A 23,494-nucleotide genomic window follows, 5' to 3' on the forward strand; every position below is an offset into this window, starting at 1 on the left:
AGGGCAGCGCTCAGCCGTTGCCACAGTCGGCCTGATGAACCACGTTCGCGGGGTGACTAACGACCCTCGTGCACGGCGCGGGATGTCTCACAATCCCATCCACCTGGACATGGAACGACCACGATGACGCCCGCCCGCCTGACCCCCGCACTGCTAGCCCTGCTGGCCGCCACCCTCAGCGTTACTGCTCCGGCACGCGCCGCCGGCGCCGACGACGAAGGCCGCCTGATCACCCGCAACGGCGACGGCGCCTGGTTCCTGCAGCAGCCCGAGGGTGCGCCCGGCAAAGGCTGTGCCGCCCGCTTCACGTCGGCCAAGAAGGACCAGTCGCAACTGGCCCTGGTCGGGCCCACCGCAACATCGCCCACCGCCGCCATCCTGCTGCACGGCCCGCGCATCGCCGCGCCGCCGGCCGCCCGCGAGGTCAGCGTGCAGGTGCAGCAGGACGGCCTGCCGCCGGCGACGATGCGTGGCGCGCTGATGCCGGCCGCCGGCGCCAAGGGCGGCGGCTTCGTGATGATCCCCGTCGGCGACCTGACGCAGACCATGGCCTCCATGCGTGCGAAGGAAACCGGCATGACCGCGCGCGTCGACGGCGTGGACGTGTTCGGCCTGTCCTACGACGGCCTGGACCAGGCGCGCAGCGCGATGCTCGATTGCCTGGCCGGCAAGCGCTTTACCGGCGGCAAGAGCCTGGCCGAGGCGACCGCCGAGATCCGGCCCGTCGGCAATTCCACCATCGCCGGCAGCGCCTTCTTCAAGCCCGCGGCGCTTGCGAAGAAGCTGTACCCGCCGAAGGGCAGCCAGGCGGTCGGGCTGATCTGGATGAGCGACGAGTTCAAGCAGTGGTTCGAGAGTGTGAAGCAGAGCCAGAAGATGCCTGACCAGATCCCCGAGCGCATCGCGAAGCACTTCATGGTCACCACGGTGCTGGACGACCAGGGAGGCTTCCGCTTCACCCGGCTGCCGCCGGGCGAATACCTGCTGATCGCCGACTTCTCCTTCAAGCAGAGCGTCACGCGCAGCGAGGTGACAGGCCGCACCGATGTCTACGCCGGCAACCGGTACATCGGCTCCAACGACCACCTGTCGATCTGGTTCGAAGACGTGAAGCGGCAGACCACCTTCTCCAGGACCGTGCACATCACCAAGGACGGCGAGACGCTGCAGGTGAGCCTGGACAAGTCGATGCTGGGCTGCTTCTTCATCTGCCGCTGACGGCACGCCTGCGTGGCGTCGTAGGGCGGGCTCAAGCCCGCCATCGCGCACTCGACGCACGCAGGAACGCGAAGCCGGCGAAGCGTGAACGCGGCACACTGCACATCGTGGCACCCTGTGCGCCTTCCCGATGACGTGAGACCACGATGCTGCGTACGCTCGCCCTGATCCTCTGCCTGTCCGCTGCCACGAACGCCATGGCGGCGAACCCCGTGTTCGACGTGCACGTGCACCTGCGCGATGGCGAGACCTCGCTGCAGCAGTACCGCGACGACGTGCGCGCCGCAGGGCTGGAACTGTCCGGCATCGGCGTGATGTGGTTCGGCGGCCCGCACCAGGCACGGCAGGGCGACCTGGCGAAGATCCGCGCCGGTAACGACCAGGTGATCGCCCTGGCGAAGGCGCATGCCGACGTGCTGCCCATCGCCACCGTGCATCCCTACGACGGCGACGCCGCGCTGGCCGAACTCGCGCGCGTCGCCGCGGCGGGCGTGAAGGTGCTGAAAATCCACGCCCATACGCAGGGCTTCGACGTATCCGATCCGCGTGTCGAAACGCTGGTGCGCAAGGCGGGCGAACTCGGCCTCACCGTGCTGCTGGACAATGCCAACATCCTGCCCGGCGACAGCGAGAAGCTGTTCAACCTGGTGGTGCGCGTGCCGAAGACGAAGTTCATCCTCGCCCACATCGGCGGCCTCAACTTCCGCTTCTGGAACATCCTCGCCCTCGCGCGCACCGCTGACGGCTTCGGCTTCGAGAACCTCTACTTCGACATCTCCGCCACCGTGCTGGTGGTCGCCGATTCCCCGGTGGAAGAGGAATTCCTCTGGACCCTGCGCAACGTTGGCCTCGACCACGTGCTGCTGGGTTCGGACTACCCGCAGATCGGGCTGGATGCGACGGTCAAGGCGTTCGAGCGCCTTGATCTGACGGATGAGGAGAAGGCGAAGATCCGCAGCGGGAATGCGATGACGCTGTTCGGAAGGTGACGCGGCATCACGTGTACTGGCGACAAAGCGCCCCTCATCCGTCTTCGGTGCGTTCTCCCCGTTGTACGGGGAGAAGGGAAGTGCGCATGCGTGTGTGGTGTTCGCGAGAAGCAACATTCACTGTGGTAAACGCATGCAGCAACACGCGTGATGACGCGCCGCTGTCACCTTCAAGCTGAAGCGGCTCATCACGTCAATGAATGTACGTGGTTGTCGGTGATGGATTCGCGTCGTAGCATCGGTCAACGCCGGTCGGGAGGGATTCTGGATGCGTAGATGGACTATGGTGGCGCTGTTGGGTCTGGTGGCATGCACGGGGATGCGCGCGGGGCAGGGGGGCAGCGAAGCGGCCCCTGCTTCCGCTGGTGCAAGCGGCACGTTCGCGGGGGAATGGGAGGCTTGCCCGGGCACGACTCCATCAGATCAATGTAGTCGCTACGTGCTGCTGCAACGTGGCAGCCGCATCTGCGGTACCTGGTTTCATTTTGCTTCCGGAAAAGAATACTCAGGCAGGATCGTCGCGCACGCAGACTCGTCCACGGAGGCACGGCGCACGCGCGTGTGCGGTCGTCGGAGCGTCGAGTCCGATACCGAATGCGAGGATGGTTGGCAACGCATCGATAAGCCGCTGCGGATCTGTAAGGGCAAGCTTTCCGACTTGACGCGCGCGGATGGCAGCTGCTTCGCCGATTACCGGTCCATGCCGCTGGCAAATGAAGTGCGCGACGCCTTGCAGGCAGAGCCATGGATGCAAGCGTGTCTATCGGGCGATCCGTGACCGGCAGGAAGCGGGTCGGTTGCTGACGTAGGGTGGACGCAAGCCCGCCATCGCGGAGTCAGATGGCGGGATTGAGCCCGCCCTACGGTGTATGTTCGCAAAAGATCAGCGTCGCGTTTGCTACACGGGTACAGCACTTCGCGTGACGATGCGTCGTCGTCTTCAACGCCGTAGCGATTCGTCACTGCGTGAATGTGAGTGGTTGTGGGTGATGTAGTCGCGTCGTAGCATGGGACAACGCCAGTCGGGAGGGATTCTGCATGCGTAGATGGATGATGGTGGCGTTGTTCGGTCTGGTGGCATGCACGGGAATGCGCGCCGGACACGCGGGCGATGAAGCGACCCCTACTGCGACTGCCGCAAGCGGCACGTTCGCGGGTGAATGGGAGGCGTGCTACGGCTCGACCACGCCGGGAGAATGCGGCCGTTATCAGCTGCTGCAACGTGGCGACCGCATTTGTGGGACTTGGTTCTATTTCGCCACCGGAAAAGAGTACAGAGGCAGGATCATCGCGCGCGCAAACTCGCCCACGGCGGCGGTGCGCACGCACGTCTGCGGTCGGCCGGGTTCCGAAACCGATACCGAATGCGAAGACGGCTGGCAGCGCATCGACAAGCCGCTGCGGATCTGTAAGGGCAAGCTTTCCACGTCGACGCGCACGGACGGCTCCTGCTTCGGCTACTACAAGGCCGTGCCCATGGCTAACGACCAACGCGATGCGCTGCTGGCGGAACCGTGGATGAAGGACTGCCTGTCCGGTATTCCCGGTGACGCCCGCTGAAGCCCCGTGAGAACCCATAAGGAAATGGACCATGACGAATCCGAATCCCCTGACCGACAACGAACTGCGGGCCGCCGCCTACTTCGCCGTCGGCGTCACCTCGGAAGGCAGCATCGCAGGCCGTGACGTCGCCTACCGCCTGAGCTTTGCCGGAAACGTCGGCGCCGGCGGACGCATGGAGCCGGTCGCCGACAGCGGTTACACCATCGGTACGCTGCAGATCGATTTCGGATGGCGCCCCGACGTGGCGCGTGACATGCTGGACAACTACCAGACTTGGGCGCGTACGCAGCCGGACCGCGCCGCGCTTGAGCTTGGGCGGGACGACTACAGCGCCACGCTCGAGTCGCTGCAGCGCAGGGGGCGTCAGATGGAAGCGGTTGGCGCCGTCGACATCGACCGCTCCGGCATCAATCGCTTTCTCGCCTCAGATGCAGGCCGCACGTTCGTGCATGGTCTTGATACCGAGCACGTCAATGGCGTGACCGCGACCGATGCGGTGGTCGGCAACCAGGATTCGGCCCTGGAGCGTCTGCAACGCACGGACCTGTACCGTGGCAGCACCGGTGATGAGCAGGCCGAGCTCGCCGGCATGATGATGAAGCTGCAGAACCAAGCCGGTCGCGGGTTCTGGCCTGGGCTGCTGCGACAAGTGGAAGCGGGCACGCTGACCTCGCCGGACGACGTCAAGGCCGCCGTCGATGCGCTCCGACCCAACGAGCGCAACGGCAATCCTGACTATCTGCAAAGCGGGGCGGACAACACCTTGCGCGGCATCGGGGTGCTCAATGCCCTGCGTGGCGCCCATGCGGACAGTCCGCTGTCGCAGGCCTACGCCAACGTCAGCGCGAACTCGCTGATCGGACCGGTCGCCGCGCATCAGCCGAACGCGGAGCATCCCAACCTCGGTCACGAGTACGACACGGTGCGGTCGCTGTTCCTCACGCCGGAAGGCTCGCGCCGGATGATCGAGGCGCTCGACCGGGGCGGGTCGCTGGCCGAGGGCAATCCGCAGCCGAATGCGCAGGGTCGCCGCGAAGCGGGCTTCTACGTGTCGGGCCACGATTTCGTGCACTGGAACCGCAACGGCGAGGGCCAGGCCTATATCGGCGGGCAATGGCGCAGCCTCGATCCCAACAACGTGACGCGCGTTCGCAATGCCGATGGCACGACGACGCTGACCATCGACGAGAACGGGCAACGAGAGACCTTGCTGCGCGTGGATCCCAGGACGCCCAACCTGCGCGTCGATGCGGGCATGTCGCAGGAGCCGGCCGTTATCGGCGCAGACGCGCCGGTGCGACGCGCGGATCACGTACCAACGCCCACCTTCGAGAGTCCCTACCTCAACCGCATGCTGGCGGCCGTTGCCGCGGGCGACGAGGCGGGTGCCGATCGTGTCATGCGCGAGTATGCGCAGTCGCCGGAAGCGGCCGCGTTCCGCGAGAGGGGCGAGCCGCAGACCGTGCGACAACCGGTCGCCGAAGAACGCGACGTGCAGCCGTCGCTGGGACGGCAGGTCTAGGCGGTTCGCAAGCACGAACGCGTCGCGGCTTTTCCTTCTCCCCGCATGCGGGGAGAAGGTGCCCGGAGGGCGGATGAGGGGCCGGCGCGGTGTTGCATCGCGCGCGATCTGATCGCGATGCATTCGTCGTGAAAGTGTGGGGGAAGCCTTGCGAGCGCGGATGGCAAAGCGCCCCTCATCCGCCTTCGGCACCCTCTCCCCGTTGCACGGGGAGAAGGGAACGGCTGGATGCTCAGGCTCCCGCGATATCGCTATCGTCCTCACGCAACTCCTCCAGCAGCCTGCGCGGCGTGCTGCTGGCGATGGCGTGGAAGTCGGCGATCAGGTGGGCCTGGTCGTAGTAGCCGGTGTCGGCGGCGATGGCGGACCAGTTGACCGTGTCGGCGGCTTGCGCGGCGCGCACCGCCTGGGCGAAGCGTGTCAGGCGCGCGTAGGTCTTGGGGCTGAGGCCGAGGGCATCGTGCAGCACGCGGCGCAGGTGGCGTTCGCTGATGCCGAGCTCGCGCGCGACCTGGCCGAGGCTGGCGACCTGCAGGCGGTCCAGTGCGACGGGGAGGAAGGCTGGTGCCGTGTCTAGCGTCGGCTGCCGCGCCACGCGCGACGACACAGCGACGTCGAGCAACGCACCGGCGGCCTGCGTATCGGTCGCATGGATGAGTTGCTCGCGTAGGCGTTGGACTTGGGCGGATCCCCACAACGCCTCGAGTGGTACCGGTGCGCCCTGCAGTTCCGCGGCGGAGATGCCGAGTGCCGCTCGGTAGGTGCCTGGGCGCAATCGCGCGAGCACTGCACGCTGTCCGCCACGGATGAACTTGCGATGGACCTGCCTGCGCGGGCCCATCGCGTGTACGTCGATGCCGTCGGGCAGGGTCGGACTAAAGCGCACGACGAGTTGGGCTTCCACCTGCGGGATAGCCACGCGCTGTCGGTCGCGCGGGTACTCGCTCACCGTCCATGCGACGACCGGGCGCATGGCGGCGCCGGCGGTGACCACGGGCGAGCGGGCGAGGGCGGCAGGCATGCGGCCATTGTGGTCGCCGCGTCCGTGGCACCGCAACCCGCGTGCGATGGCCGGTTTTTACAATGCATCGGACGATAGCGGCCGCTATCGTCGCTGCCATGAACGTACTCGTGACCGGCGCGACCGGAAAAGTGGGAAGCAGACTCGCGATGCGGCTGGTGCAGCAGGGCCACGCCGTGCGTGCCCTGGTGCGCGATGCCGCACGTGCCATCGAACTGTCGGACAACGGCATCCAGCTCGCCGTCGGCGACCTGATGCAGCCGGCCACGTTGCCGGCGGCCGTGCAGGGCGTGGACGCCGTGGTGCACTGCGCGGCGTTCTTCCGTGGCGCCACGCCGGAAGAGGCGCATGCGGTGAACAACCTGGGGACGCAGTATCTGGCGCAGGCGGCCCTTGAGGCGGGCGTAGCGCGGTTCGTGTTCACCAGTACCGGCCTGGTCTATGGGCCGAATGGCGGCATGCCGTCGCAGGAAGACGATGCCTGCGCTCCGATCGATGCCTATCCGCAGAGCAAACTCGCCGCCGAACGGATGCTGCTGGCGATCGAGAGCCTGGACGTGCGCGTGCTGCGCTTGCCGTTCGTTTATGGCGACGGCGATCCGCATATCCAGGGCGTGGTGCCGTTCATGCGCACCTTCCCGCCGGACCAGCGCATGTCGCTTGGCCATCATGCGGACGTGGCGCAGGCGGTGATCCGCTTGCTGGAGAAGGCGTCGCCGACGTACCGCATCTACAACATGGTGGACGACGAGGCGCCGGACCTGGCGACGCTGTTCGCCTCGGTCGGCGAGCCGGCGCCGGATGGCTCGGACCCGGAGCGGGCGAAGGCATTTTCCGCCATGATGGATGGACGGCGGATCCGCGAGGATCTGGGCTTTCGGCCGCTGTATCCGCGGTTGGCGGATGCGGTGAGGGCGGGGGAGGCGTAAGCCGTTATTGCGCGCTTCGATCGTCGCGACGTCATGATGCGCGATGGCGGGCTCGAGCCCGCCCTACGAGGGGTACGGTCGCCGGGCGGACGTAGGGCGGGCCCAGGCCCGCCGTGTTGATGCGTGGATCGCAGCTACCGCGTCATCGTCCGGGTGACGGACGGCGGGCTTGAGCCCGCTCTACGGCATACGCCCGATCAATCCTCGTTCTGCGCCTCGCGGCCCTGCTGCCGGATCAGCGCGAGTTCGCGCGCATCGTTGATGGCGTCGCGCACGCCATCGAGATCGACGCTGCGTTCGTCCGGGGTGAACTGCCCCGTCAGTACTGTGTCCGGCAACAGCGTGCCGGCTTCGAACAGCAGCCACATCTCTTCGCCGTACCAGGTGTCGAGCAGTTCCGGCGCCCAGCGGCCGAGGGTGGCGGTGAGGTTGTTGACGTCACGCAGCAGCATGGTGCGCGCGGCGTTGTTGCCGGCGGCGCTGACCACCTGGGGGAAATCGATCACCACCGGGCCGTCGGGACCAACCAACACGTTGTACGCCGACAGGTCGCCGTGGATCAGGCCACAGCACAGCATGCGCACGACCTGGCGCACCAGCACGGTGTGGTACTCGCGTGCCTGTTCCGGCGTCAGTTCCACCTCGCCCAGGCGCGGGGCGGAGAAGCCTTCGGCATCGGTCACCAGTTCCATCACCAGCACGCCATGGAAGAAGCCGTACGGCTCGGGCACGCGCACGCCGGCCTCGCGCAGCTGGTACAGCGCATCGACCTCGGCGTTCTTCCATTCGGCTTCCTGCTGCTTGCGGCCGTAACGGCTGCCGCTGGCAACGGCGCGCGATTCGCGGCTGCCGCGCGACTTGCGGCCTTCCTGATATTGCGCGCGCTTCTGGAAGCTGCGCTGCGCCATGTCCTTGTAGACCTTCGCGCAGCGGACGTCGTCGCCCGCGCGCACCACGTACACGGCCGCTTCCTTGCCGCTCTTGAGCGGTCGCAGCACCTCGTCGATGACGCCTTCGTCTATCAGCATCAGCAGGCTGGCAGGGGTCTTCACGGCGTCCTTGCAGGGGCGCGGCGGACGCCGCGACGGGCGGGAAGTTTGACTGAAAGCGGCGGGGCGTGCAGGGATTGGGATCGCGGAAGCGTGACCTCGCCTCGTCCTAACGTCGTAGGCCGGGTAAGCGGAGCGCACCCGGGGTGGACGAGGGACGGCCTCGAACGTGAAAGCCGCATCGGGTGCGCTGACGGGAAAGCGCCCCTCATCCGCCCCCGTATCAAGTACGGGGCAGGCTCTTCGGGCACCTTCTCCCCGTTGTGCACAGGGAGAAGGAAACAGCGGATGCGTCGCGGCTTTTCCCTTCGCCCTGCGTGGGGGAAGGCTGGAACGTGGGAAGCGCCACCGCTTTTCCCTTCTCCCCGTTGTACGGGGAGAAGGAAACAGCGGACGGCGGGCCTCGACCTGCCTTACGAGCCGCCGTCGTCGCGGATACGCGTCACGCGCTGCCGGTACGCGCGCACGTTGTCGCCGTCGATGCGGGTGCGCTGGGTGCCGGTGACGGTGTCGATCTTGCGGTCGTCGCCGGTCACGGGCTTGGCCTCGACGTCGGTCTCATGCTCGAACGCGTGCGACTTGTCGGTGTTGCGGTAATACCGGTAGATGGCCCAGTACAGCGCCGCGGCGCCGGTGGGGCCGAGGGCCAGCAGCCATAGGCCGTTGTCGTCGCTCATGTGTCGTCGCTCATGATCCGGCCCAGATGATCCAGAGGGCGATGCCCTCCAGGAAGGTGCCTACGGTGAGCGCGGTGAGCAGCAGCTTCCACTGCTGCACGGGCACGCTGCCCATCGTTTCTCCGGTGCGGCCGTTGACCGCGATGTAGTGCAGCAGGCCGCCGTTGCTGCCCGGCTGGTGGTAGGAGTACAGCCACACCGGCAGGTACATCGACACCCAGCGAGTGCCATGCACGTCCAGTTTTTCCTGTTCCCAGCGCACGCCGCGGTCGTAGCGATTGACCGAACTCTCCACCTGCGCGCGCGCGATCGACAGCAACTGGTCTTCCAGCCGCGGGCGCAGCTGCTCCACGTCGGTGTCGCGCTTCTCCGAGGTGAAGCCGGACAGGTAGGAGGCATTCCACTTCACTGCGTTCTTGGTGTCGAACGGCAGGATGGTGTTGATGATGTTCTGCGTATTGATCTTGGTGTCGAGGTTGCCGCGCTCGCGCGAGGATTCCAGCGGCAGGTCGTCGACGGTGAAGTCCACCGCGCGTTCTACCCGGTAGATGTCGGCGTCGTAGTAGGTCTTCTTGTCCTTGTCGGTGCCGCGCGTGTAGGTGCGCGTCAGGATCTCGCCCTTGCCGCTGACGCTGGCGCTCGCGTTGCCGTCGACGATCATGTACGGCAGGTACACGCCGACGACGTTCTCCGGCGAGAACTGGTCCTTGAACGCCTTCAGTGCGAACAGCTTGCGCTTGTCGACGAACTGGCGGATGCGCGCCACCGCATCGTCCTTCCTGATGTGGAACGGCAGGACCGCGTCGGGCACGGCGCCGTTGGGGATCTGCTCGTTGACGCCGAACACGTGGCGGCACCAGTGGCAGCGCGCCGTCATCGCGTTCTCGGTGTTCACCGTGACCTCGGCGCCGCAGCCGGTGCACTTGAACGTCATCAGCACGGCGGCGTCGGCCTGGATGTCGCGTGCGCCGGAGGCGATGACCGTGCCGTGCAGCTCGGCGATGCCTTCGCCGAAGCCGAAGGCTTCCTCGACGCGCTCGCCGACCCATTCGTTGCGGCAATACAGGCAGACCAGCACGTCGCTGCCCGGCTTGTGGCGGATGTCGGTGGCACCGCACTTCGGGCAGCGGTTCTGTCCGTCCTTCAGCTCGGCCGCGGCGGTATCGATGGCGACCGGATCGGGCGCTTCGATTTCGTTGCGGATGGCGTCGGGCAGGGTGGCGGGATCGACCGGGAAACTTCCGGGCAACGGTGGCACCTCCTGCGGCGAGCCGGGACCCAGCGCAGGAGGCACCGGCGGCAGCGGCGGGGGCGCCGGACGGTGCGGGGTGGACATGCGTGCTTCCGCTTACAGGCCCAGGGCCTTCGCCTTCAGCGCGTCGTAGTCGGACTGCGTGATCAGGCCGAGGTCGAGCATCTCCTTGGCCTTCTTCAGCTTGGCGACCGGATCCTCCGCGGCCGGTGCCGCGGGGGCGACCGGCTGCTGCATCGCGCCCACGCCCATCATGCCGGAGGCCATGCCGATGCCCATCAGGCCCGCCGCGCCGCCGTTCTCGCCGGCGGACTGGATACCCTGCGCGACGCTGGCCTGCAGGTTGGAATTGCCGCGCGAACCCGACAGCGCGTCGGCGCGCTGCACGGTCTTCAGCAGTTCACGCGTGTTGGCGTCGTACTCGATGGAGACGATGGCGGTCTTGACGATGGCCAGGCCGCGATCGGAACTCCACTGGTAGCCCTGCTCGACGGCGGCCGACAGGCTCTGCGCGAAGCCCAGCGAATCCTGCTGCAGCTTGGTGATGCGGTTGCCCTTGGACGGATCGTTCGTGTACAGGCTGAAGGCCGGTGCCAGCGAACCCACCACTTCGTTGAACAGCTGGGTGGCGGCGGCGTTGTCCAGGTCGGTGAAGTCGAACACCTTGCCCGGCTGCAGGTAGGTGGCCGGCACGAAGTTCTTCACGAACAGGATCGGGTCGACGATCTTCAGCGTGTACGAGCCGCGCGTGACCGCGCCGACCTGGGTGTTGAGGAAGCCGTCGTCCCAGTAGATCTCGGACTGGGTGCCGAAGCGGTTGTCGGGCAGTTCCTTCAACGAGACGAAGAACGCCGCCTGCTGCGAGCCCGGCTGGCCGCCGAACTTGAAGCGCTCCCAGCTCTGGGTGATGAAGGTCGAGACGATGCCGTCGCCGGCGAAGATCGACTTGGAGTTGATGTCGTCCGAGCGCCACTCGTAGCCGCCCGGCTCGGCAACGAACGCGGTGATCGCGCCGTCCTGCATCAACAGCAGGCCGTAGCCTTCGGGCACGACGATCTTCGAGCCGTTGGTGATGATGTGGGACGACCCGCTGGTGTTGGATCCGCGCCCGGCATTGGTGCCCTGGGGCACCGCGGCGAACAGCGCCGCCGTCGACGGCAGGCCCTGCGGCACCGTGTAGAAATCCTTCCACTGGTCGCCCAGCACGCCACCGACCGCACCCACCACCGCCTGTACAAGACCCATGACATCGCTCCGTGATTCGAAGGCGGGAAGGGGCACCCGCCGAGTGTGACCGAGTATACATAGCACTCCGTTACCGCCATGGCGCAGAGGTCATGCGGTGGACCTGCCGGAAGTCACTTGCCGGCGCGCGTTACCTTGGCTGGCTTGGCATGGGCGTGTGCTGGTCTGCATCTGAGGCGTTGATCCGTACGACGGGTGGGGCGCGACGGCGGGCTTGAGCCCGCCCTACGACCGTGATCCGTAGGGCGGGCTCAAGCCCGCCGTGTTGACGCATCCGCCTAGGGATTCCCCGACGAGGCATCGCGGTACCGGACGACGGTCGTAAGTGCGGAGGTACGCCACGCTCCCTCCAAGCCCAACTATCGCCGCCTGCAGGTACCGGGAGGTACCTACTTCTTCACCGTGAACCTGCTGGATCGGCGCAGCCGTTTGCTGGTCGACCATATCGGGTTGCTACGCGAAGCGTTCCGCGAGACGCGGCGCGTGCGGCCGTTCGACGTGCTGGCGATCGCCGTACTGCCCGACCATCTGCACTGCGTGTGGCGATTGCCGGTAGGAGATGCCGACAACGCAAACCGCTGGGCGCAGATCAAGTCCCACGTCAGTCGTCGCTTGCCGAAAGATGAAGCGCGTTCACGACGCCGCATCGTCCGACGCGAACGCGGGCTGTGGCAGCGCCGCTATTGGGAGCACCTGATCCGCGACGAGGACGACCTGCGGCGTCATGTCGACTATGTGCATCTCAATCCTGTGAAACATGGCCATGCGCCGCGTGCATGTGACTGGCCGTACTCGTCATTCCCTCGATGGGTGGCGCGCGGCGTCTATGCGTGGGAATGGATGGGACAGTGACGGCGAGTTCGCGACGGCGGGCTTGAGCCCGCCCTACGATGCGCCGCGATCCCGTAGGGCGGACCCTGGCCCGCCATGTCGATGCATCCGTCGCGGGGTTCCTCGACGAGGACTCGCGGTGTCGATGCGTGCGAATGGGCGAGCGGATGACGGCGGGGCCGCAATGGCGGGCTTGAGTCCGCCCTACGGCAATGGGCGGGTCAACGTCATGTCGCCGGCAACGCCCGGTTCCTTCCGTCTGCCTTCGCGCGATACAGCGCGGCATCCGCCGCGTGCAGCAATGCATCGGGGGTGCCGCCATGCGCCGGGCGCAGGCTGGCGGCGCCGATGCTGACGGTGAGGATGTCCGCGACGCTCGAGCCGCGATGTGGCAACGCAAGCTGCCGCACGTCGGCGACCAGCCGTTGTGCCAGCGCGAGTGCGGCGTCGGCGTCGCAGTCGGGCAGCAGCACGGCGAACTCTTCGCCGCCGTAACGCGCCGCCAGGTCGTCCTCGCCGCGCAGGTGGTCCGCCAGTTGCGTGGCGAGGGTAGCCAGCGCGGTGTCGCCGCCCAGGTGGCCGTAGCTGTCGTTGTAGGCCTTGAACTCGTCCACGTCGATCAGCAGCACTGCAAGCGGCGCATCGCGTGCCGCGTGGTCGTCCCAGGCCAGCTGCAGACAGCGGGTGAACTCGCGCCGGTTGGCGATGCCGGTGAGCGCATCGCTGGCGGCCAGGTGCTGCAGGCGCGCATTGGCTTCGCGCAGCGCGTCGGTGCGCAGGGCGACTTCGTGGGTCAGCGCACGCTCGCGTTCGCGCGCCGCACGCAGGCGCAGCCGGACCAGCGTGGCGAGCAGGCCCAGCGCGGCCAGCGCGGCCAGCGTGCGCAACCACCAGGTCTGGTGCCATTGCGGCAGCAGGGTGAAGCGCAGTTGCGCGCCTTGCTCGTTCCACACGCCGTCGTTGTTGCTGGCCATCACCCGGAACACGTAGTCGCCGGGCGGCAGGTTGGTGTAATACGCGGCGCGGCCGGTGGCGGGTTCGCTCCAGGCGCGGTCGAAGCCGTCCAGCCGATAGCGGTAGCGCACCGCCGAGGGTGCCACGTAGCTCATCGCCGCGAAGTGCAGTTCCAGCCGCTCCACGCCCGGGCCGAGCCGGCCGGCGGCCTGCGGATCCATGTCCACGCCATCCACCAGCAGGCGCTCGATCGAGACCGGCGGCGGTTGCGGATTGCCCTGCATGCGGTCCGGGTCCACGACGACCACGCCCTTGGCCGTGCCGAACCAGAGCCGGCCATCGTCGCTGCGGTCCGCCGGCGTCTGCGAGGCGCCGTTGCCCTGCGCATTGAGCATGCCGTCGCTGGTGCCGTACCAGTGCGGTGCGAGCTGCTGCACCTCGCCACGATCGAGCGCGGTGAAATCCGCCTTGGCCAGGCGGCCGATGCCGCGGTTCGAACTGAACCACAGGTTGCCGCGGCCGTCGTCCAGCAGCGCGAACACCGCATCGCCATGGAAGCCGGCGCGCTCCAGATAGCGGGTCACCTTGCCGCCGTGCACGCGCATGATGCCGACGCTGGTGCCGAGCCACAGGCTGCCGTCGGCGGCTGGATGGAAGGCGAACACGCTGGTGCCGGGCAGGCCGTCGGTGCCGCAGGTATCCACCGTGCCGCGGGTCAGGCAGCGCAGGCCGCTGCGCAGGCCGATCCACAGCCGGCCATCGGCGTCTTCGAACAGGGCACGGGTGTCATCGCCGCGGGTGCCTTCCACCACGTCGACCCGCGTGCCGTCGATGCGGGCCACGCCCTGCAGCGTGCCGGTCCACATGCCGCCCTGTCGGGCCGGGGCGAAGGCGAACACGATGGTGCCCGGCAGGCCGTCCGCCAGGCCGAAGCTGCGGGCCTGGCCGCGCGCGTCGAAGCGGGTGACGCCTTCGGTGCCGGCCACCCACAGCTGGCCCTGCGCATCGGACAGGATGGCGCGCACCAGTTGGCTCGGCAGCTGGCGGTTGTAGTCCACGGCGGGCTGCAGCGCAGATCCGCCATGGCGCGACAGGCCGGCGCCGTCGGTGCCGATCCACAGCGCGCCGCCGGGCACCTGGTGTACCGCGCGCACGGCATTGGAAACCATCTGCCCGGTCACCGTGACCAGCTTGGACGGGCTGAGCCGGTGCAGGCCGCTGGAGGTGGTGCCGATCCACAGGTTGCCTTCGCGGTCCTCGAACATCGAGCGCACGGTTTCGCCCTGCAGGCCGGCCAGGGTGTTGTCGCAGCTGAAGTCATCGGCGACCAGGCGACACAGGCCCATGTCCAGCGGGGCGAACCACACACTGCCGTCGCGGTCGCCATACAGCGTGTAGATGCGCTGGCCGTCGAGCGCGGCCGCGCGCGGGTCGCGCTGGAAGCGGCCGTCGCGGAAAAACGCCGGACCGGCCTGGGTGCCGACCCACGCCGTGCCGGCGGCATCGACGGCCAGGCTGTAGACCGCGTTGCTGGGCAGGCCATCCCGTTCGTCGTACACCCGTGCCTTGCCGTCCTGCCAATGCACCACGCCCACGCCGTCGGCCGCGATCCAGATGCCGCCGCCGTGGTCGGCGACGATGGCCCGGTAGAAGCCGCGCGGCGGGAAGCCGTCGGCATCGCCCAGCAGGCGCGGTCTGCCGTCCGCCATCCGCACCACGCCCGCGTTGGTGGTCAGCCACACGCCGCCCGCGGTGTCGCCGACGATGCCGAACACGCTCTCGATGCCATCGGGCAGGGGCACCGGCTCCAGCGTGCGGCCCTGCCGGCGGTACAGGCCGCCATTGAGGGTGCCGACCCACAGGCCGCCGCTGCGGTCTGCGCTGACCGCGGTGATGGCCGAACTCTTCAGTGCCGGTGCGAAGCGCGGGTCGATGGTCTCGAAGCCGTCGCCGCTGTGCCGCGCCAGCCCGCCATAGGTCGCCAGCCAGATAGCACCGTCGGCCTGCTGCGCGATGGACAGCACCGTGCCCTGCGGCAGCTGGTTCTCGTACCAGACATGGGTGAACTGGCCGATCGCCCGCCGCGCTTCCAGCGCATGGGCGGGAAACAGGAGGAGTGCGCACAGCACGCCGGCCAGCAGGGCGCTGGCGCGCCGTGCATCAGGAAACATGCGGAATTCCGGACATCGGTTCCCCCACCGGTGACGCGCCATGCTATCAGCAACCTCGATAGCGGCTGCGAGGGCGCCGGATTGAGGGCGCTGGACCTGCCGCCCGCCATCGCCCGTGGCTTCATGGAACCCTGGACGCAGGGCATCCGTGCCGCCATGGCGTGGGTCACAGCACCGGCCACCACATGAAGGCCACTGCCGCCGCGCTGCCGACCAGCGTCGCGAGGGCCAGGACGCCGAAGAGGCCGGCCATCGCGACTTTCACGGCGGCATGGCGCGTGCGCTCGGCGCGGAAATACAGCTCCAGCACGGCCAGCGGCAGCAGCCAGCTGGCGAGGCTGGTGAGGATGAAGACCGGGCCCTGGTAGTCGATCTTGACGCCGAGCGGGGTCAGCACCAGCCCGGCCAGCATGATGCCGATGCGCAGGAACCAGACCCCGTTCACCAGCAGCCAGGCGCGCAACGCATGGCGGCGATGGGCGGCGAGGTCGCGTCGCATGGCGCTGCGCCACGCCAGCAGCGCGAAGCACACGATGAGCAGGCCGTTGAGGCTGATCGACACGTCGCTGCCGATCCCGAGCCGGGAGCCTCGCAGCCAGACCAGGGAGAAACCGGTCAGCGTCACCACCAGCGCGACGCAGAGGAACAGGCGCCCGTTCCACCGGTGCACGGCCGGCCAGCGGCGCCGCAGTGCGGGGACCAGTTGCCAGACGCCGGCAAGGGTCACCAGCCCGCCCAGCAGCGCATGTCCCAGGAATTGCAGGTTGCCGGGCAGGTCGCCCGGCACGTACCCGGTGATGTGCGGTTTGTTGTTCACGCCGGCGGGATCGCCGGTGACCAGTGCGCCGCCGAAGAACAGCGCGATGAAGGCGACGAAGGCCCATTGGCCGAGCAGGGCGGTGACGAACCAGGCGGTTGCGCTGGCGGACAGGGCGCGGGACGGGGTTGGCAGGCTGGGCGGAGCGGGCATTGGCAGGCTTTCCTGTGGGAGAAAGCCGGCACGATGGCGCTGGCTGCGAGGGCCGTCCTGCCGATTCGCGAATCGGCCAGCCGGAGCGGCCATCGCGGATCGGCGTTCAAGCGCGGGTTGGTCATGACCGATGGCGCTTGCCGCCGTGGACGTCCGGCATCGACCCTGTACGGACTCACGGGAGGGCGTCGGCATGCACGGTTGGCAGGCAGCAATGACGGTGGTCGCGGTCGCGGTGGCGTCGATGTCGCTGCTGGCCTTGCTGTGGCAGCGGCCGAAGCGCGATGCCGAAGTGCTGTTCGCCGTGGTCAGCGGTTCGATGGCGCTGTCGCTGATGTCGCCGTGGATGGACGATGCGCCGGGCTGGATGCGATGGGCGGTCGCCATTGGCGGCAGCGCCACCTGCAACGGCTTCTGGCTGGTGTCGCGGGCGCTGTTCCGTGGCGAGGACGGCGTACACCGCATGCACGTGCTGGTGGCGGCGGGCGTGGCCCTGCTGATCGCGGGCTACCGGGGCGCCACGCTGGGCGCGCATGCCGCGGCGTCGCCGTGGGCATCGGCGCTGGACAGCCTGCTGACCCTGGCCAGTTCGACGCTGCTGGTGTTGACCTTCCTGGAGGCGCTGCGGGGTTGGTCGATGCCGCTGCCGCAGGCCGAGCGTCGCCTGCGCATCGCCTTCATGGGCGTTTTCGCCGCCTGCGTGCTGTCGACGACGCTGGTGGGCGCGATACCCGCGACCAGCGGTGCGCGCACGGGCGTGGTGGCCCTCTGCGCGATGGCGATGGTGCTGTTCACCCACGTCGCGCTGCGGCACCGTCGGCGCGTCCCGGTGCCGTCACCGGGCGGGTCGAGGGCGACGGTCCGCGCCGGCGGCCCGCTCTGCGATGGGGACGCGCGGTTGGCCGACGCCCTGCAGCATCACCTGGAGGTGCTGCAGGTGTACCGCGAGCCGGAACTGAAGGTGGCGGACCTGGCGCAGCGGTTGCGCACCGCCGAGCACCGCTTGAGCCGGCTGATCACGCAGGGCCTGGGCGAGAAGAACTTCAACCAGTTGATCAACCGGCACCGCATCGCGTACGCCTGCCGCCGGCTGGCCGAACCGGACGCGTCGGCCAGCATCCTCGACATCAGCGGTGATGCCGGCTTCGCGTCGCTGGGGCCGTTCAACCGTGCGTTCAAGGCAGCGATGCACTGCACGCCGTCCGCGTACCGCGCGGCCTGCCGTGCGCCGGCCGCGCAGGCGGGCTGCGCCGACGACGTCGCCACGGCTCCCGCGCTGTCGCCGGCAGTGCGCTGATTCTCCGCCAGATCAGCCGCGAACCGCGGCTTCGATCGTGGCGACGTCGATCTTCTTCATCGTCATCATCGCCTCGAAGGCGCGCTTGGCGACGGCGCGGTCCGGATTCGCCATCGCATCGGTCAGCACGCGCGGCGTGATCTGCCAGTTCAGGCCCCACTTGTCCTTGCACCAGCCGCAGGCGCTCTCGCGCCCGCCGTTGCCGACGATGGCGTTCCACAGGCGGTCGGTTTCTTCCTGGTCGTCGGTGGCGATCTGGAACGAGAACGCCTCGCTGTGCTTGAACGCATCGCCGCCGTTCAGGCCGATGCAGGGAATGCCGTAGACGGTGAACTCCACCGTCAGCACGTCGTCCTTCTTGCCTGACGGATAGTCGGCCGGTGCGCGATGCACGGCCTTCACCTCGCTGTCGGCGAAGGTCTTCGCGTAGAAGGTGGCCGCCTCCTCGGCGTCATTGTCGTACCAGAGACAGAGTGTGTTCTTCGGGGTCATGGTGTTCTCCACGGGGAAGGAAGGGAGAGAGAGGCGGGGCGATCATCGCGCCACGGCCGAAACGCGGGGTGAAACCGGGGTCGCGTCGCCGTCAGTCGCCGGCGAACGAACCGGTGCGTACCTCGCCGTCACGCACGTAGCGGCTGATCACTACGCCGGCCGCGGTGCTGCGCGACGAGGCCAGCCGGAATGCGGAGGCCTGCGTGCCGTCGTCGAACAGCCGCTTGCCGCGGCCGAGCAGCACCGGATAGACCAGCAGGCGCAGTTCGTCGACCAGGTCGGTGGCGAACAGCTGGTGCAACAATCCGCTGCTGCCCTGCGTGACCAGGTCCGGTCCGTCGCGGTGCTTGAGTGCGCGCACGGCGGAGGCGACGTCCGCGCCCAGCGCGTGGCTGTGACGCCAGGCCAGCGTGTCGGGACGATGGGTGGCGACGTACTTGGTGGCGCCATTGAAGGCAGCGGCGATGCCGCCATGCGGGGCATCGCCGGGCACCTGCGGCCAGTAGCCGGCGAAGATGTCGTAGGTGCGCCGTCCCAGCAGCAGGGCGAACGGCTGCGTGAACAGGCCGTCCATCGCCTCGTCCTCGCCGGCGTAGGGCCATACCCAGCCGCCGTGGGCGAAGCCGCCACTAGTGTCCTCTTCCGGCCCGCCCGGCGCCTGCATGACGCCGTCCAGACTGACCATGACGGCCGCGATGAGTCTGCTCATGTCGTGTGTCCTGGCGGATCGTCATGTCCGCCTCTTGTCCCTGCGACGAACGGATGCAGGCGGAATCGACACGTGCGCCGGCGCCATCCGCCGGCGTTGCAGGGCGGATCGCGTGCGGTCTACACCCAGGGCGACAGCGCGATGCTCAACTGGGCCTGGAATCCCTTGCTCGACGCCACCGGGACGGCGAACAGGGTCGGCGAGGCCTGCGCCATGCCGATCGCCTTCTTCCCCATGCGCGCGACCTCGGCGGCGTTCTTCGGCCCGGTGGCCCAATGCTCGTCGGCCCACACGTAGCGCAGCGCCCAGCTGCCGTCGTCGTTGCGTTTGGCGAACAGCACCAGGGTGTCGCGGAACAGGTACTCGCCGGGGATGTGCTGCTTCAGGAACAGCGCGCCATCCACTTCGTAGCCGGCGGTCGAGACGGCCAGGTCGATCGAGAACGACACTTCGCTGCCGGCGGTGATCTTCGAACTGTCCAGGTAGACCGAGAACAGCGTCGGCGCGCGGGCGTCCTTGACCAGGTCGCCGTTCTGGTCGAACAGCTCCGCGTACTCGCGCCGCACCGCGCTCTCGTGCGCCTTGGTCCGCGAGGTCAGGTCGTAGGTGTAGGCGCCGCGCGGCGCGACCGTGGTCTCGATGTAGTACGACGAGGCGATCTTCTTGCCGCGCTTGCGCGCCTGTTCGATCTCCGGCGGGAACGGCAGCGCGGCGATGTCCAGCCGCGCGGTCGCGCTGAGGTCGCCGAACAGGAAGCGCGACAGGTTCTGGTAGCCCTCTTCGGAATTGACGATGCCGAAGAAACCGCTGTGGCTGCGGTTGACGAACGCGCGCGGGCTGCCGGCCACGTAGGCGTTCTCGATCCTGACCAGGCCATCGCTCATCTGGCCGACGGCCAGCGACGACAGGCCGTGCGCCACCGCGTAATCGCGGCTGTTGGTGCCGACCAGGCTGAAGAAGCGCTCAGGCGGGAAACCCGAATCCCCCAGCGTGTTGACCTTGTCCTTCGGCACTTTCAGGTACTTCGCCATCACGCCGCGGTTGAAGTTGTTCATGTCGTTGATCGACAGCAGGCTCGGCACGTTGATGCCGCCCATCTCGATGCCGTTGTGCGGCGTGGCGTAGGTGAACACCTTGTCCACCAGCCCGCGCACCTCGGCGGTCGCGATCTCCGGATTCTGCAGCAGGCAGCGGCAGATCAGCCCGCCCATCGAATGCGCGACCAGGTAGACGCGGAATGCCTTGCGGTCGGCCTCGTTGTTGCCGCAGATGCGGTCGCGCAGTTCGACGATGCGCGTGGCCAGCGCCTTCGCGGCATCGGGGATCGACAGCGCCTGGCCATCGCCGAACGCGGGATCGGCCGCATCGTAGTAGCGGTGGATCACGATGCTGCGCGGCGACAGCTTGCCGGTGTTCTCCGCGCCGGCCGCGTAGGTGTCGCGGTAGTCGTAGTCCTTCATCAGCCGCACCAGCGGCGATTCGAACACGAACTTCACGATGCGTCCGTCCTGCGCCTGGCGGATCTTGGTCGAGCCGGCCTCGAAGCCCATGTAGGGCGTCGACGTGGTCTGGATGACTTCGTCCTTCGTCATCGCATAGCCGCGGACATAGATGATCGGATAGAACGGTCGCTGGATCCTTGCCATGGTTGCGCTCCTGCATCGCCGGATGACTACAACAGGTCTACGACAAAGCGGACGAGGGAAGGACAGGCGTGCCAGTGTCGCATCGCACGTGTCGGCCCCGCCTGCAGCGGGTAGGATGAAGGCCCGATCCATGCGATGTCCAATCGAGGTGCCATGAACAGGCGACATTTCCTTGGCAGTGCGGCGCTGATGGCGGCCGCGTCCACCGTGCCGTTCGCGGTCGGGTCCACGGCATTGGCGGCGACTGCGCGCGCGCGCCTGCTGCCGCCGGCCCTGAATCCCGGCGACACGGTCGCGCTGGTGAGTCCGTCCGGGGCCACCGACGAGCCGTTCGACCTGCAACTGGCGCAGGAAGCGATGGAAGCGCTGGGCCTCAAGGTCAAGGTGGCGCCGCACCTGGCGTCCCGCTACGGGCACCTTGCCGGCAGTGATGCGGAGCGGGCGGGCGACCTCAACGCGATGTTCGCCGACCGCGAGGTGAAGGCGATCATCTGCGCGCGCGGCGGCTCCGGTGCGGCGCGCCTGCTGCCGTTGCTCGACTACGCCGCGATCCGCCGCAATCCGAAAGTTCTGCTGGGTTATTCCGACATCACCGCGCTGCACAACGCGCTGCTGTCGCAGGCCGGGCTGGTCAGCTTCCATGGCCCCATCGGCATCGGCAGCTGGAACGCGTTCAACGCCGACCAGTTCCGCCGCGTGTTCTTCGAGCGCGAGCAGATGCAGTACGCCAACAGCGCCGACAAGGGCGACGAACTGGTGCAGCGCAGGAACCGCACCGTCACCATCACCGGCGGCAAGGCGCAGGGCGAACTGATGGGCGGCAACCTGACCGTGCTCACGGCGCTCGCCGGCTCACCGTACCTGCCGGACTTCAGCGGCAAGATCCTGTTCCTGGAGGACGTGTCGGAGGCGCCTTACCGCATCGACCGCATGCTCAGCACGCTGCGGCTGATGGGCGCGCTGGACAAGGTGAAGGGCGTGATCTTCGGCGAATGCACCGAGTGCGATCCCGGCGGCGGCTACGGCTCGCTGACGCTGCCGCAGATCTTCGACGATTACTTCAAGCCGCTGAAGATTCCTGTCTACCGCGGCGCGATGATCGGCCACATCCGCCAGCAGTTCATCGTGCCGGTGGGCGGCAAGGTCGAGATGGATGCCGATGCGGGGACATTCCGGATGCTGGAGCCGGTGTTCGCCGCTTGATCCGGAATGTTTCGGTCGCATGCCGGATGCGTGCGGGCAGGGATTCGACGCCCCGATCGACCGCCGGCTGGATGCCGGTCGCGTCGACGCCTGCGGGCGTCGTTCGCCAGCGGTCGCGCCTCAGTACAGCGTCAGCGGTATGCCGCGGGTGGTGCGGTCCAGGTAGTCGGCGCGCACGTCGCGGCAGTAGGCGCCGGCCATGACGAAGCGGCGGCAGATCTCCGGACGCGTGTCGTAGATGGAGCAGCACATGCGCGCCGCGTCGATGGCCACGCACCAGCCTTCCTCGTCGCGCGCCATCACGTGCAGGCCCGCGTCGGTGTAGGTGGTCAGGTGGGCGGGGATGCCGTCCTCCGGTTGCAGTACCACGGTCAGGCGGCAGCACACGGCATCGCAGCGCTCGCACAGCGGTACGGCGACCGCGCTCACCGGGTCACCCCGCCGTGCGGGACGGCATCTCGAGGGAAGAGGCGGAAACGACGGGCCGGCATGGGCGCTCCCGGAAGGACGTCATCCCGGGGAGGCATGACGCGTGGAGGACAGCGCAGCGGGCGACAAGAACGGTCGGACGGGACGCAGGAAGAAACAGCGCGGCCATCGTACGCCTTCGCTCCGGTGCCCGCCTGGAACGGAGTGCCGGAACTGAACGCGTGGGTCAGGATGGGGCGTGCGGACACCGTTGCGGTGGGCCTGGACGCCCTACATCAACAGGCAGTCGATCCCGTCCAGCGCGACATGGATCAGCAGGCCGATGCCGAACCAGCGTGTCTTCCTCGGCAGTGCCAACCCGGCGTAGAGCGCCATGGCGGGCCAGGTGTGCAGCGGATGGAAGCCGATGCTGCAGCGGCCAGGCGCGTAGACAGGGTCGGCGAGCAGATGGTCGAGGTCGATCACCCACGCGGCCAGCATCCACAGCGTTGCGCGCTTCCAGTCTTTCGGCCAGCACAGGCGGGCCACCGCGACGGGTACGATGACGTGCAGCAGCAGGTGGAGCGGTGCGCGCAGTTCCAGATCGAACATGGTCTCAGCGGCGCGTGGCCAGCCAGCGGTCGAGCTGGTTGGCGAAGGCCTGGCGATCGCGCGCGCTGAAGGCGGCGGGGCCGCCGGTCTGCACGCCGGCGCCACGCAGTTCGTCCATGAAGTTCCGCATCGACAGCCGCTCGGCGATGTTGTCGGCCGTGAAGCGGTCGCCACGGGGGTTGATCGCCTGCGCGCCGTTGGCCAGCACGCGTGCCGCCAGCGGGATGTCCTGGGTGACCACGAGGTCGCCGGCCGTGGCGCGTTCCACGATGGCGTCGTCGGCGACGTCGTAGCCGCCCTGGACCTGCAGCGACCGGATGAAACGTGAGGGCGGCTTGCGCAGCCACTGGTTGGCCACCAGCGTGACCGCCACCTGCGCGCGTTCGGCGGCGCGGAACAGGATCTCCTTCACCGGCCCTGGGCAGGCATCGGCATCCACCCAGACCTGCGCGGCGGGGACCCCACCGTCACTCATTCGGGCGCGGTGTCGGACTCGGATTCGGGCGCGTCGGGGTCGGCATCGGGACGGCTGGCATCGCGTTCGGCGCGCTTCTTGGCGTCCTTTTCGTCTTTCTTCTTCTTCTTGGCCAGCTCACGCTGGCGTTTTTCGAACGAATAGTTGGGTTTGGCCATGCTCGGGATCCTGTATGGGAGGGCGGACGCCGGAAAACACGGTCCGCCAAGGCGTACACGATAGCCGGCTTCCGCGCGGGTGTCGTGCGGAACGTGGCCCGCG

24 protein-coding genes are annotated in these 23,494 nt (G+C 68.0%); 10 read left to right on the forward strand and 14 right to left on the reverse strand.

Features of this window, described 5'->3' with window-relative positions:
- The first annotated feature begins 123 nt into the window (after positions 1-123).
- The 5 genes from V7060_RS13525 (at position 124) to V7060_RS13545 (ending at position 5,292) form a co-directional block, all read left to right on the forward strand.
- Positions 124-1,218, forward strand: coding sequence for a carboxypeptidase-like regulatory domain-containing protein (locus tag V7060_RS13525; RefSeq protein WP_334179778.1), 1,095 nt, complete (start codon positions 124-126; stop codon positions 1,216-1,218).
- A gap of 146 nt (positions 1,219-1,364) precedes the next feature.
- The gene (locus V7060_RS13530) at positions 1,365-2,207 is read left to right on the forward strand and encodes an amidohydrolase family protein (RefSeq protein WP_334179779.1); all 843 of its coding nucleotides are present in this window, start codon (positions 1,365-1,367) and stop codon (positions 2,205-2,207) included.
- Positions 2,208-2,490: 283 nt separating this feature from the next.
- Positions 2,491-2,985, forward strand: a complete 495-nt coding sequence (locus V7060_RS13535; protein WP_334179780.1) for a hypothetical protein — start codon at positions 2,491-2,493, stop codon at positions 2,983-2,985.
- 260 nt (positions 2,986-3,245) lie between these two features.
- Entirely contained in the window at positions 3,246-3,767 is a 522-nt protein-coding gene (locus V7060_RS13540; protein ID WP_334179781.1) for a hypothetical protein, read from the forward strand.
- Between the two features lie 31 nt (positions 3,768-3,798).
- Positions 3,799-5,292 (forward strand): hypothetical protein, encoded by a 1,494-nt coding sequence (locus V7060_RS13545; RefSeq protein ID WP_334179782.1) that lies wholly within the window; start codon positions 3,799-3,801, stop codon positions 5,290-5,292.
- Positions 5,293-5,524: 232 nt separating this feature from the next.
- On the opposite strand, the gene V7060_RS13550 is transcribed toward V7060_RS13545, so the two are convergent.
- Positions 5,525-6,313 carry a helix-turn-helix domain-containing protein gene (locus tag V7060_RS13550; RefSeq protein WP_334179783.1) on the reverse strand — a complete coding sequence of 263 codons (789 nt, stop codon included), beginning with the start codon at positions 6,311-6,313 and terminating at the stop codon, positions 5,525-5,527.
- Between the two features lie 98 nt (positions 6,314-6,411).
- Between V7060_RS13550 and V7060_RS13555 the strand changes: the two genes are divergently transcribed.
- Positions 6,412-7,242 carry an NAD-dependent epimerase/dehydratase family protein gene (locus tag V7060_RS13555; RefSeq protein ID WP_334179784.1) on the forward strand — a complete coding sequence of 277 codons (831 nt, stop codon included), beginning with the start codon at positions 6,412-6,414 and terminating at the stop codon, positions 7,240-7,242.
- A gap of 197 nt (positions 7,243-7,439) precedes the next feature.
- Here the strand turns inward: V7060_RS13555 and V7060_RS13560 are convergent, their stop codons facing one another.
- The 4 genes from V7060_RS13560 to V7060_RS13575 all read right to left on the reverse strand — a co-directional run bounded on the left by V7060_RS13560 (position 7,440) and on the right by V7060_RS13575 (position 11,465).
- A complete protein-coding gene (locus tag V7060_RS13560) occupies positions 7,440-8,294 on the reverse strand; it encodes a PA4780 family RIO1-like protein kinase (RefSeq protein WP_334179785.1) in 855 nt (284 codons plus the stop codon).
- Positions 8,295-8,704: 410 nt separating this feature from the next.
- The gene (locus V7060_RS13565) at positions 8,705-8,968 is read right to left on the reverse strand and encodes a hypothetical protein (protein WP_334179786.1); all 264 of its coding nucleotides are present in this window, start codon (positions 8,966-8,968) and stop codon (positions 8,705-8,707) included.
- A 10-nt stretch (positions 8,969-8,978) separates the two neighbouring features.
- On the reverse strand, positions 8,979-10,304 hold the full coding sequence (locus V7060_RS13570) for a TFIIB-type zinc ribbon-containing protein (protein WP_334179787.1): 1,326 nt from the start codon (positions 10,302-10,304) through the stop codon (positions 8,979-8,981).
- Positions 10,305-10,316: 12 nt separating this feature from the next.
- Entirely contained in the window at positions 10,317-11,465 is a 1,149-nt protein-coding gene (locus V7060_RS13575; protein WP_334179788.1) for an SPFH domain-containing protein, read from the reverse strand.
- A gap of 402 nt (positions 11,466-11,867) precedes the next feature.
- Between V7060_RS13575 and V7060_RS13580 the strand changes: the two genes are divergently transcribed.
- The gene (locus tag V7060_RS13580; protein WP_334179789.1) at positions 11,868-12,317 is read left to right on the forward strand and encodes a transposase; all 450 of its coding nucleotides are present in this window, start codon (positions 11,868-11,870) and stop codon (positions 12,315-12,317) included.
- 206 nt (positions 12,318-12,523) lie between these two features.
- On the opposite strand, the gene V7060_RS13585 is transcribed toward V7060_RS13580, so the two are convergent.
- Complete coding sequence (locus tag V7060_RS13585; RefSeq protein WP_334179790.1) at positions 12,524-15,421, reverse strand: two-component regulator propeller domain-containing protein; 2,898 nt, start codon at positions 15,419-15,421, stop codon at positions 12,524-12,526.
- 30 nt (positions 15,422-15,451) lie between these two features.
- Between V7060_RS13585 and V7060_RS13590 the strand changes: the two genes are divergently transcribed.
- The gene (locus V7060_RS13590) at positions 15,452-15,610 is read left to right on the forward strand and encodes a hypothetical protein (RefSeq protein ID WP_334179791.1); all 159 of its coding nucleotides are present in this window, start codon (positions 15,452-15,454) and stop codon (positions 15,608-15,610) included.
- Here V7060_RS13590 and V7060_RS13595 read toward each other — a convergent pair.
- Positions 15,588-16,391 (reverse strand): DUF2306 domain-containing protein, encoded by an 804-nt coding sequence (locus tag V7060_RS13595; RefSeq protein ID WP_334179792.1) that lies wholly within the window; start codon positions 16,389-16,391, stop codon positions 15,588-15,590. The genes V7060_RS13590 and V7060_RS13595 overlap by 23 nt on opposite strands.
- Before the next feature lie 214 nt (positions 16,392-16,605).
- Here V7060_RS13595 and V7060_RS13600 point away from each other — a divergent pair, with 214 nt between their 5' ends.
- Positions 16,606-17,688 carry an AraC family transcriptional regulator gene (locus V7060_RS13600; protein WP_334179793.1) on the forward strand — a complete coding sequence of 361 codons (1,083 nt, stop codon included), beginning with the start codon at positions 16,606-16,608 and terminating at the stop codon, positions 17,686-17,688.
- A gap of 12 nt (positions 17,689-17,700) precedes the next feature.
- Here the strand turns inward: V7060_RS13600 and V7060_RS13605 are convergent, their stop codons facing one another.
- The 3 genes from V7060_RS13605 to V7060_RS13615 all read right to left on the reverse strand — a co-directional run bounded on the left by V7060_RS13605 (position 17,701) and on the right by V7060_RS13615 (position 20,535).
- A complete protein-coding gene (locus V7060_RS13605) occupies positions 17,701-18,180 on the reverse strand; it encodes a VOC family protein (RefSeq protein WP_334179794.1) in 480 nt (159 codons plus the stop codon).
- Between the two features lie 91 nt (positions 18,181-18,271).
- Positions 18,272-18,889, reverse strand: a complete 618-nt coding sequence (locus V7060_RS13610) for a dihydrofolate reductase family protein (protein ID WP_334179795.1) — start codon at positions 18,887-18,889, stop codon at positions 18,272-18,274.
- Between the two features lie 119 nt (positions 18,890-19,008).
- A complete protein-coding gene (locus V7060_RS13615; RefSeq protein ID WP_334179796.1) occupies positions 19,009-20,535 on the reverse strand; it encodes a hypothetical protein in 1,527 nt (508 codons plus the stop codon).
- Positions 20,536-20,688: 153 nt separating this feature from the next.
- Between V7060_RS13615 and V7060_RS13620 the strand changes: the two genes are divergently transcribed.
- Positions 20,689-21,738 carry an LD-carboxypeptidase gene (locus V7060_RS13620; protein WP_334179797.1) on the forward strand — a complete coding sequence of 350 codons (1,050 nt, stop codon included), beginning with the start codon at positions 20,689-20,691 and terminating at the stop codon, positions 21,736-21,738.
- A 120-nt stretch (positions 21,739-21,858) separates the two neighbouring features.
- Here V7060_RS13620 and V7060_RS13625 read toward each other — a convergent pair whose 3' ends face one another.
- The 4 genes from V7060_RS13625 to V7060_RS13640 form a co-directional block, all read right to left on the reverse strand.
- On the reverse strand, positions 21,859-22,167 hold the full coding sequence (locus V7060_RS13625; RefSeq protein WP_334179798.1) for a YkgJ family cysteine cluster protein: 309 nt from the start codon (positions 22,165-22,167) through the stop codon (positions 21,859-21,861).
- 270 nt (positions 22,168-22,437) lie between these two features.
- Complete coding sequence (locus V7060_RS13630; RefSeq protein ID WP_334179874.1) at positions 22,438-22,749, reverse strand: DUF6122 family protein; 312 nt, start codon at positions 22,747-22,749, stop codon at positions 22,438-22,440.
- Between the two features lie 13 nt (positions 22,750-22,762).
- Positions 22,763-23,233 carry a YaiI/YqxD family protein gene (locus V7060_RS13635; protein ID WP_334179799.1) on the reverse strand — a complete coding sequence of 157 codons (471 nt, stop codon included), beginning with the start codon at positions 23,231-23,233 and terminating at the stop codon, positions 22,763-22,765.
- Positions 23,230-23,391 (reverse strand): hypothetical protein, encoded by a 162-nt coding sequence (locus tag V7060_RS13640; protein ID WP_334179800.1) that lies wholly within the window; start codon positions 23,389-23,391, stop codon positions 23,230-23,232. Before V7060_RS13640 ends, V7060_RS13635 begins: the two co-directional genes overlap by 4 nt.
- Positions 23,392-23,494 lie beyond the last annotated feature (103 nt).

The organism is Pseudoxanthomonas sp. (assembly GCF_036845285.1).
GTDB lineage: Bacteria > Pseudomonadota > Gammaproteobacteria > Xanthomonadales > Xanthomonadaceae > Pseudoxanthomonas_A.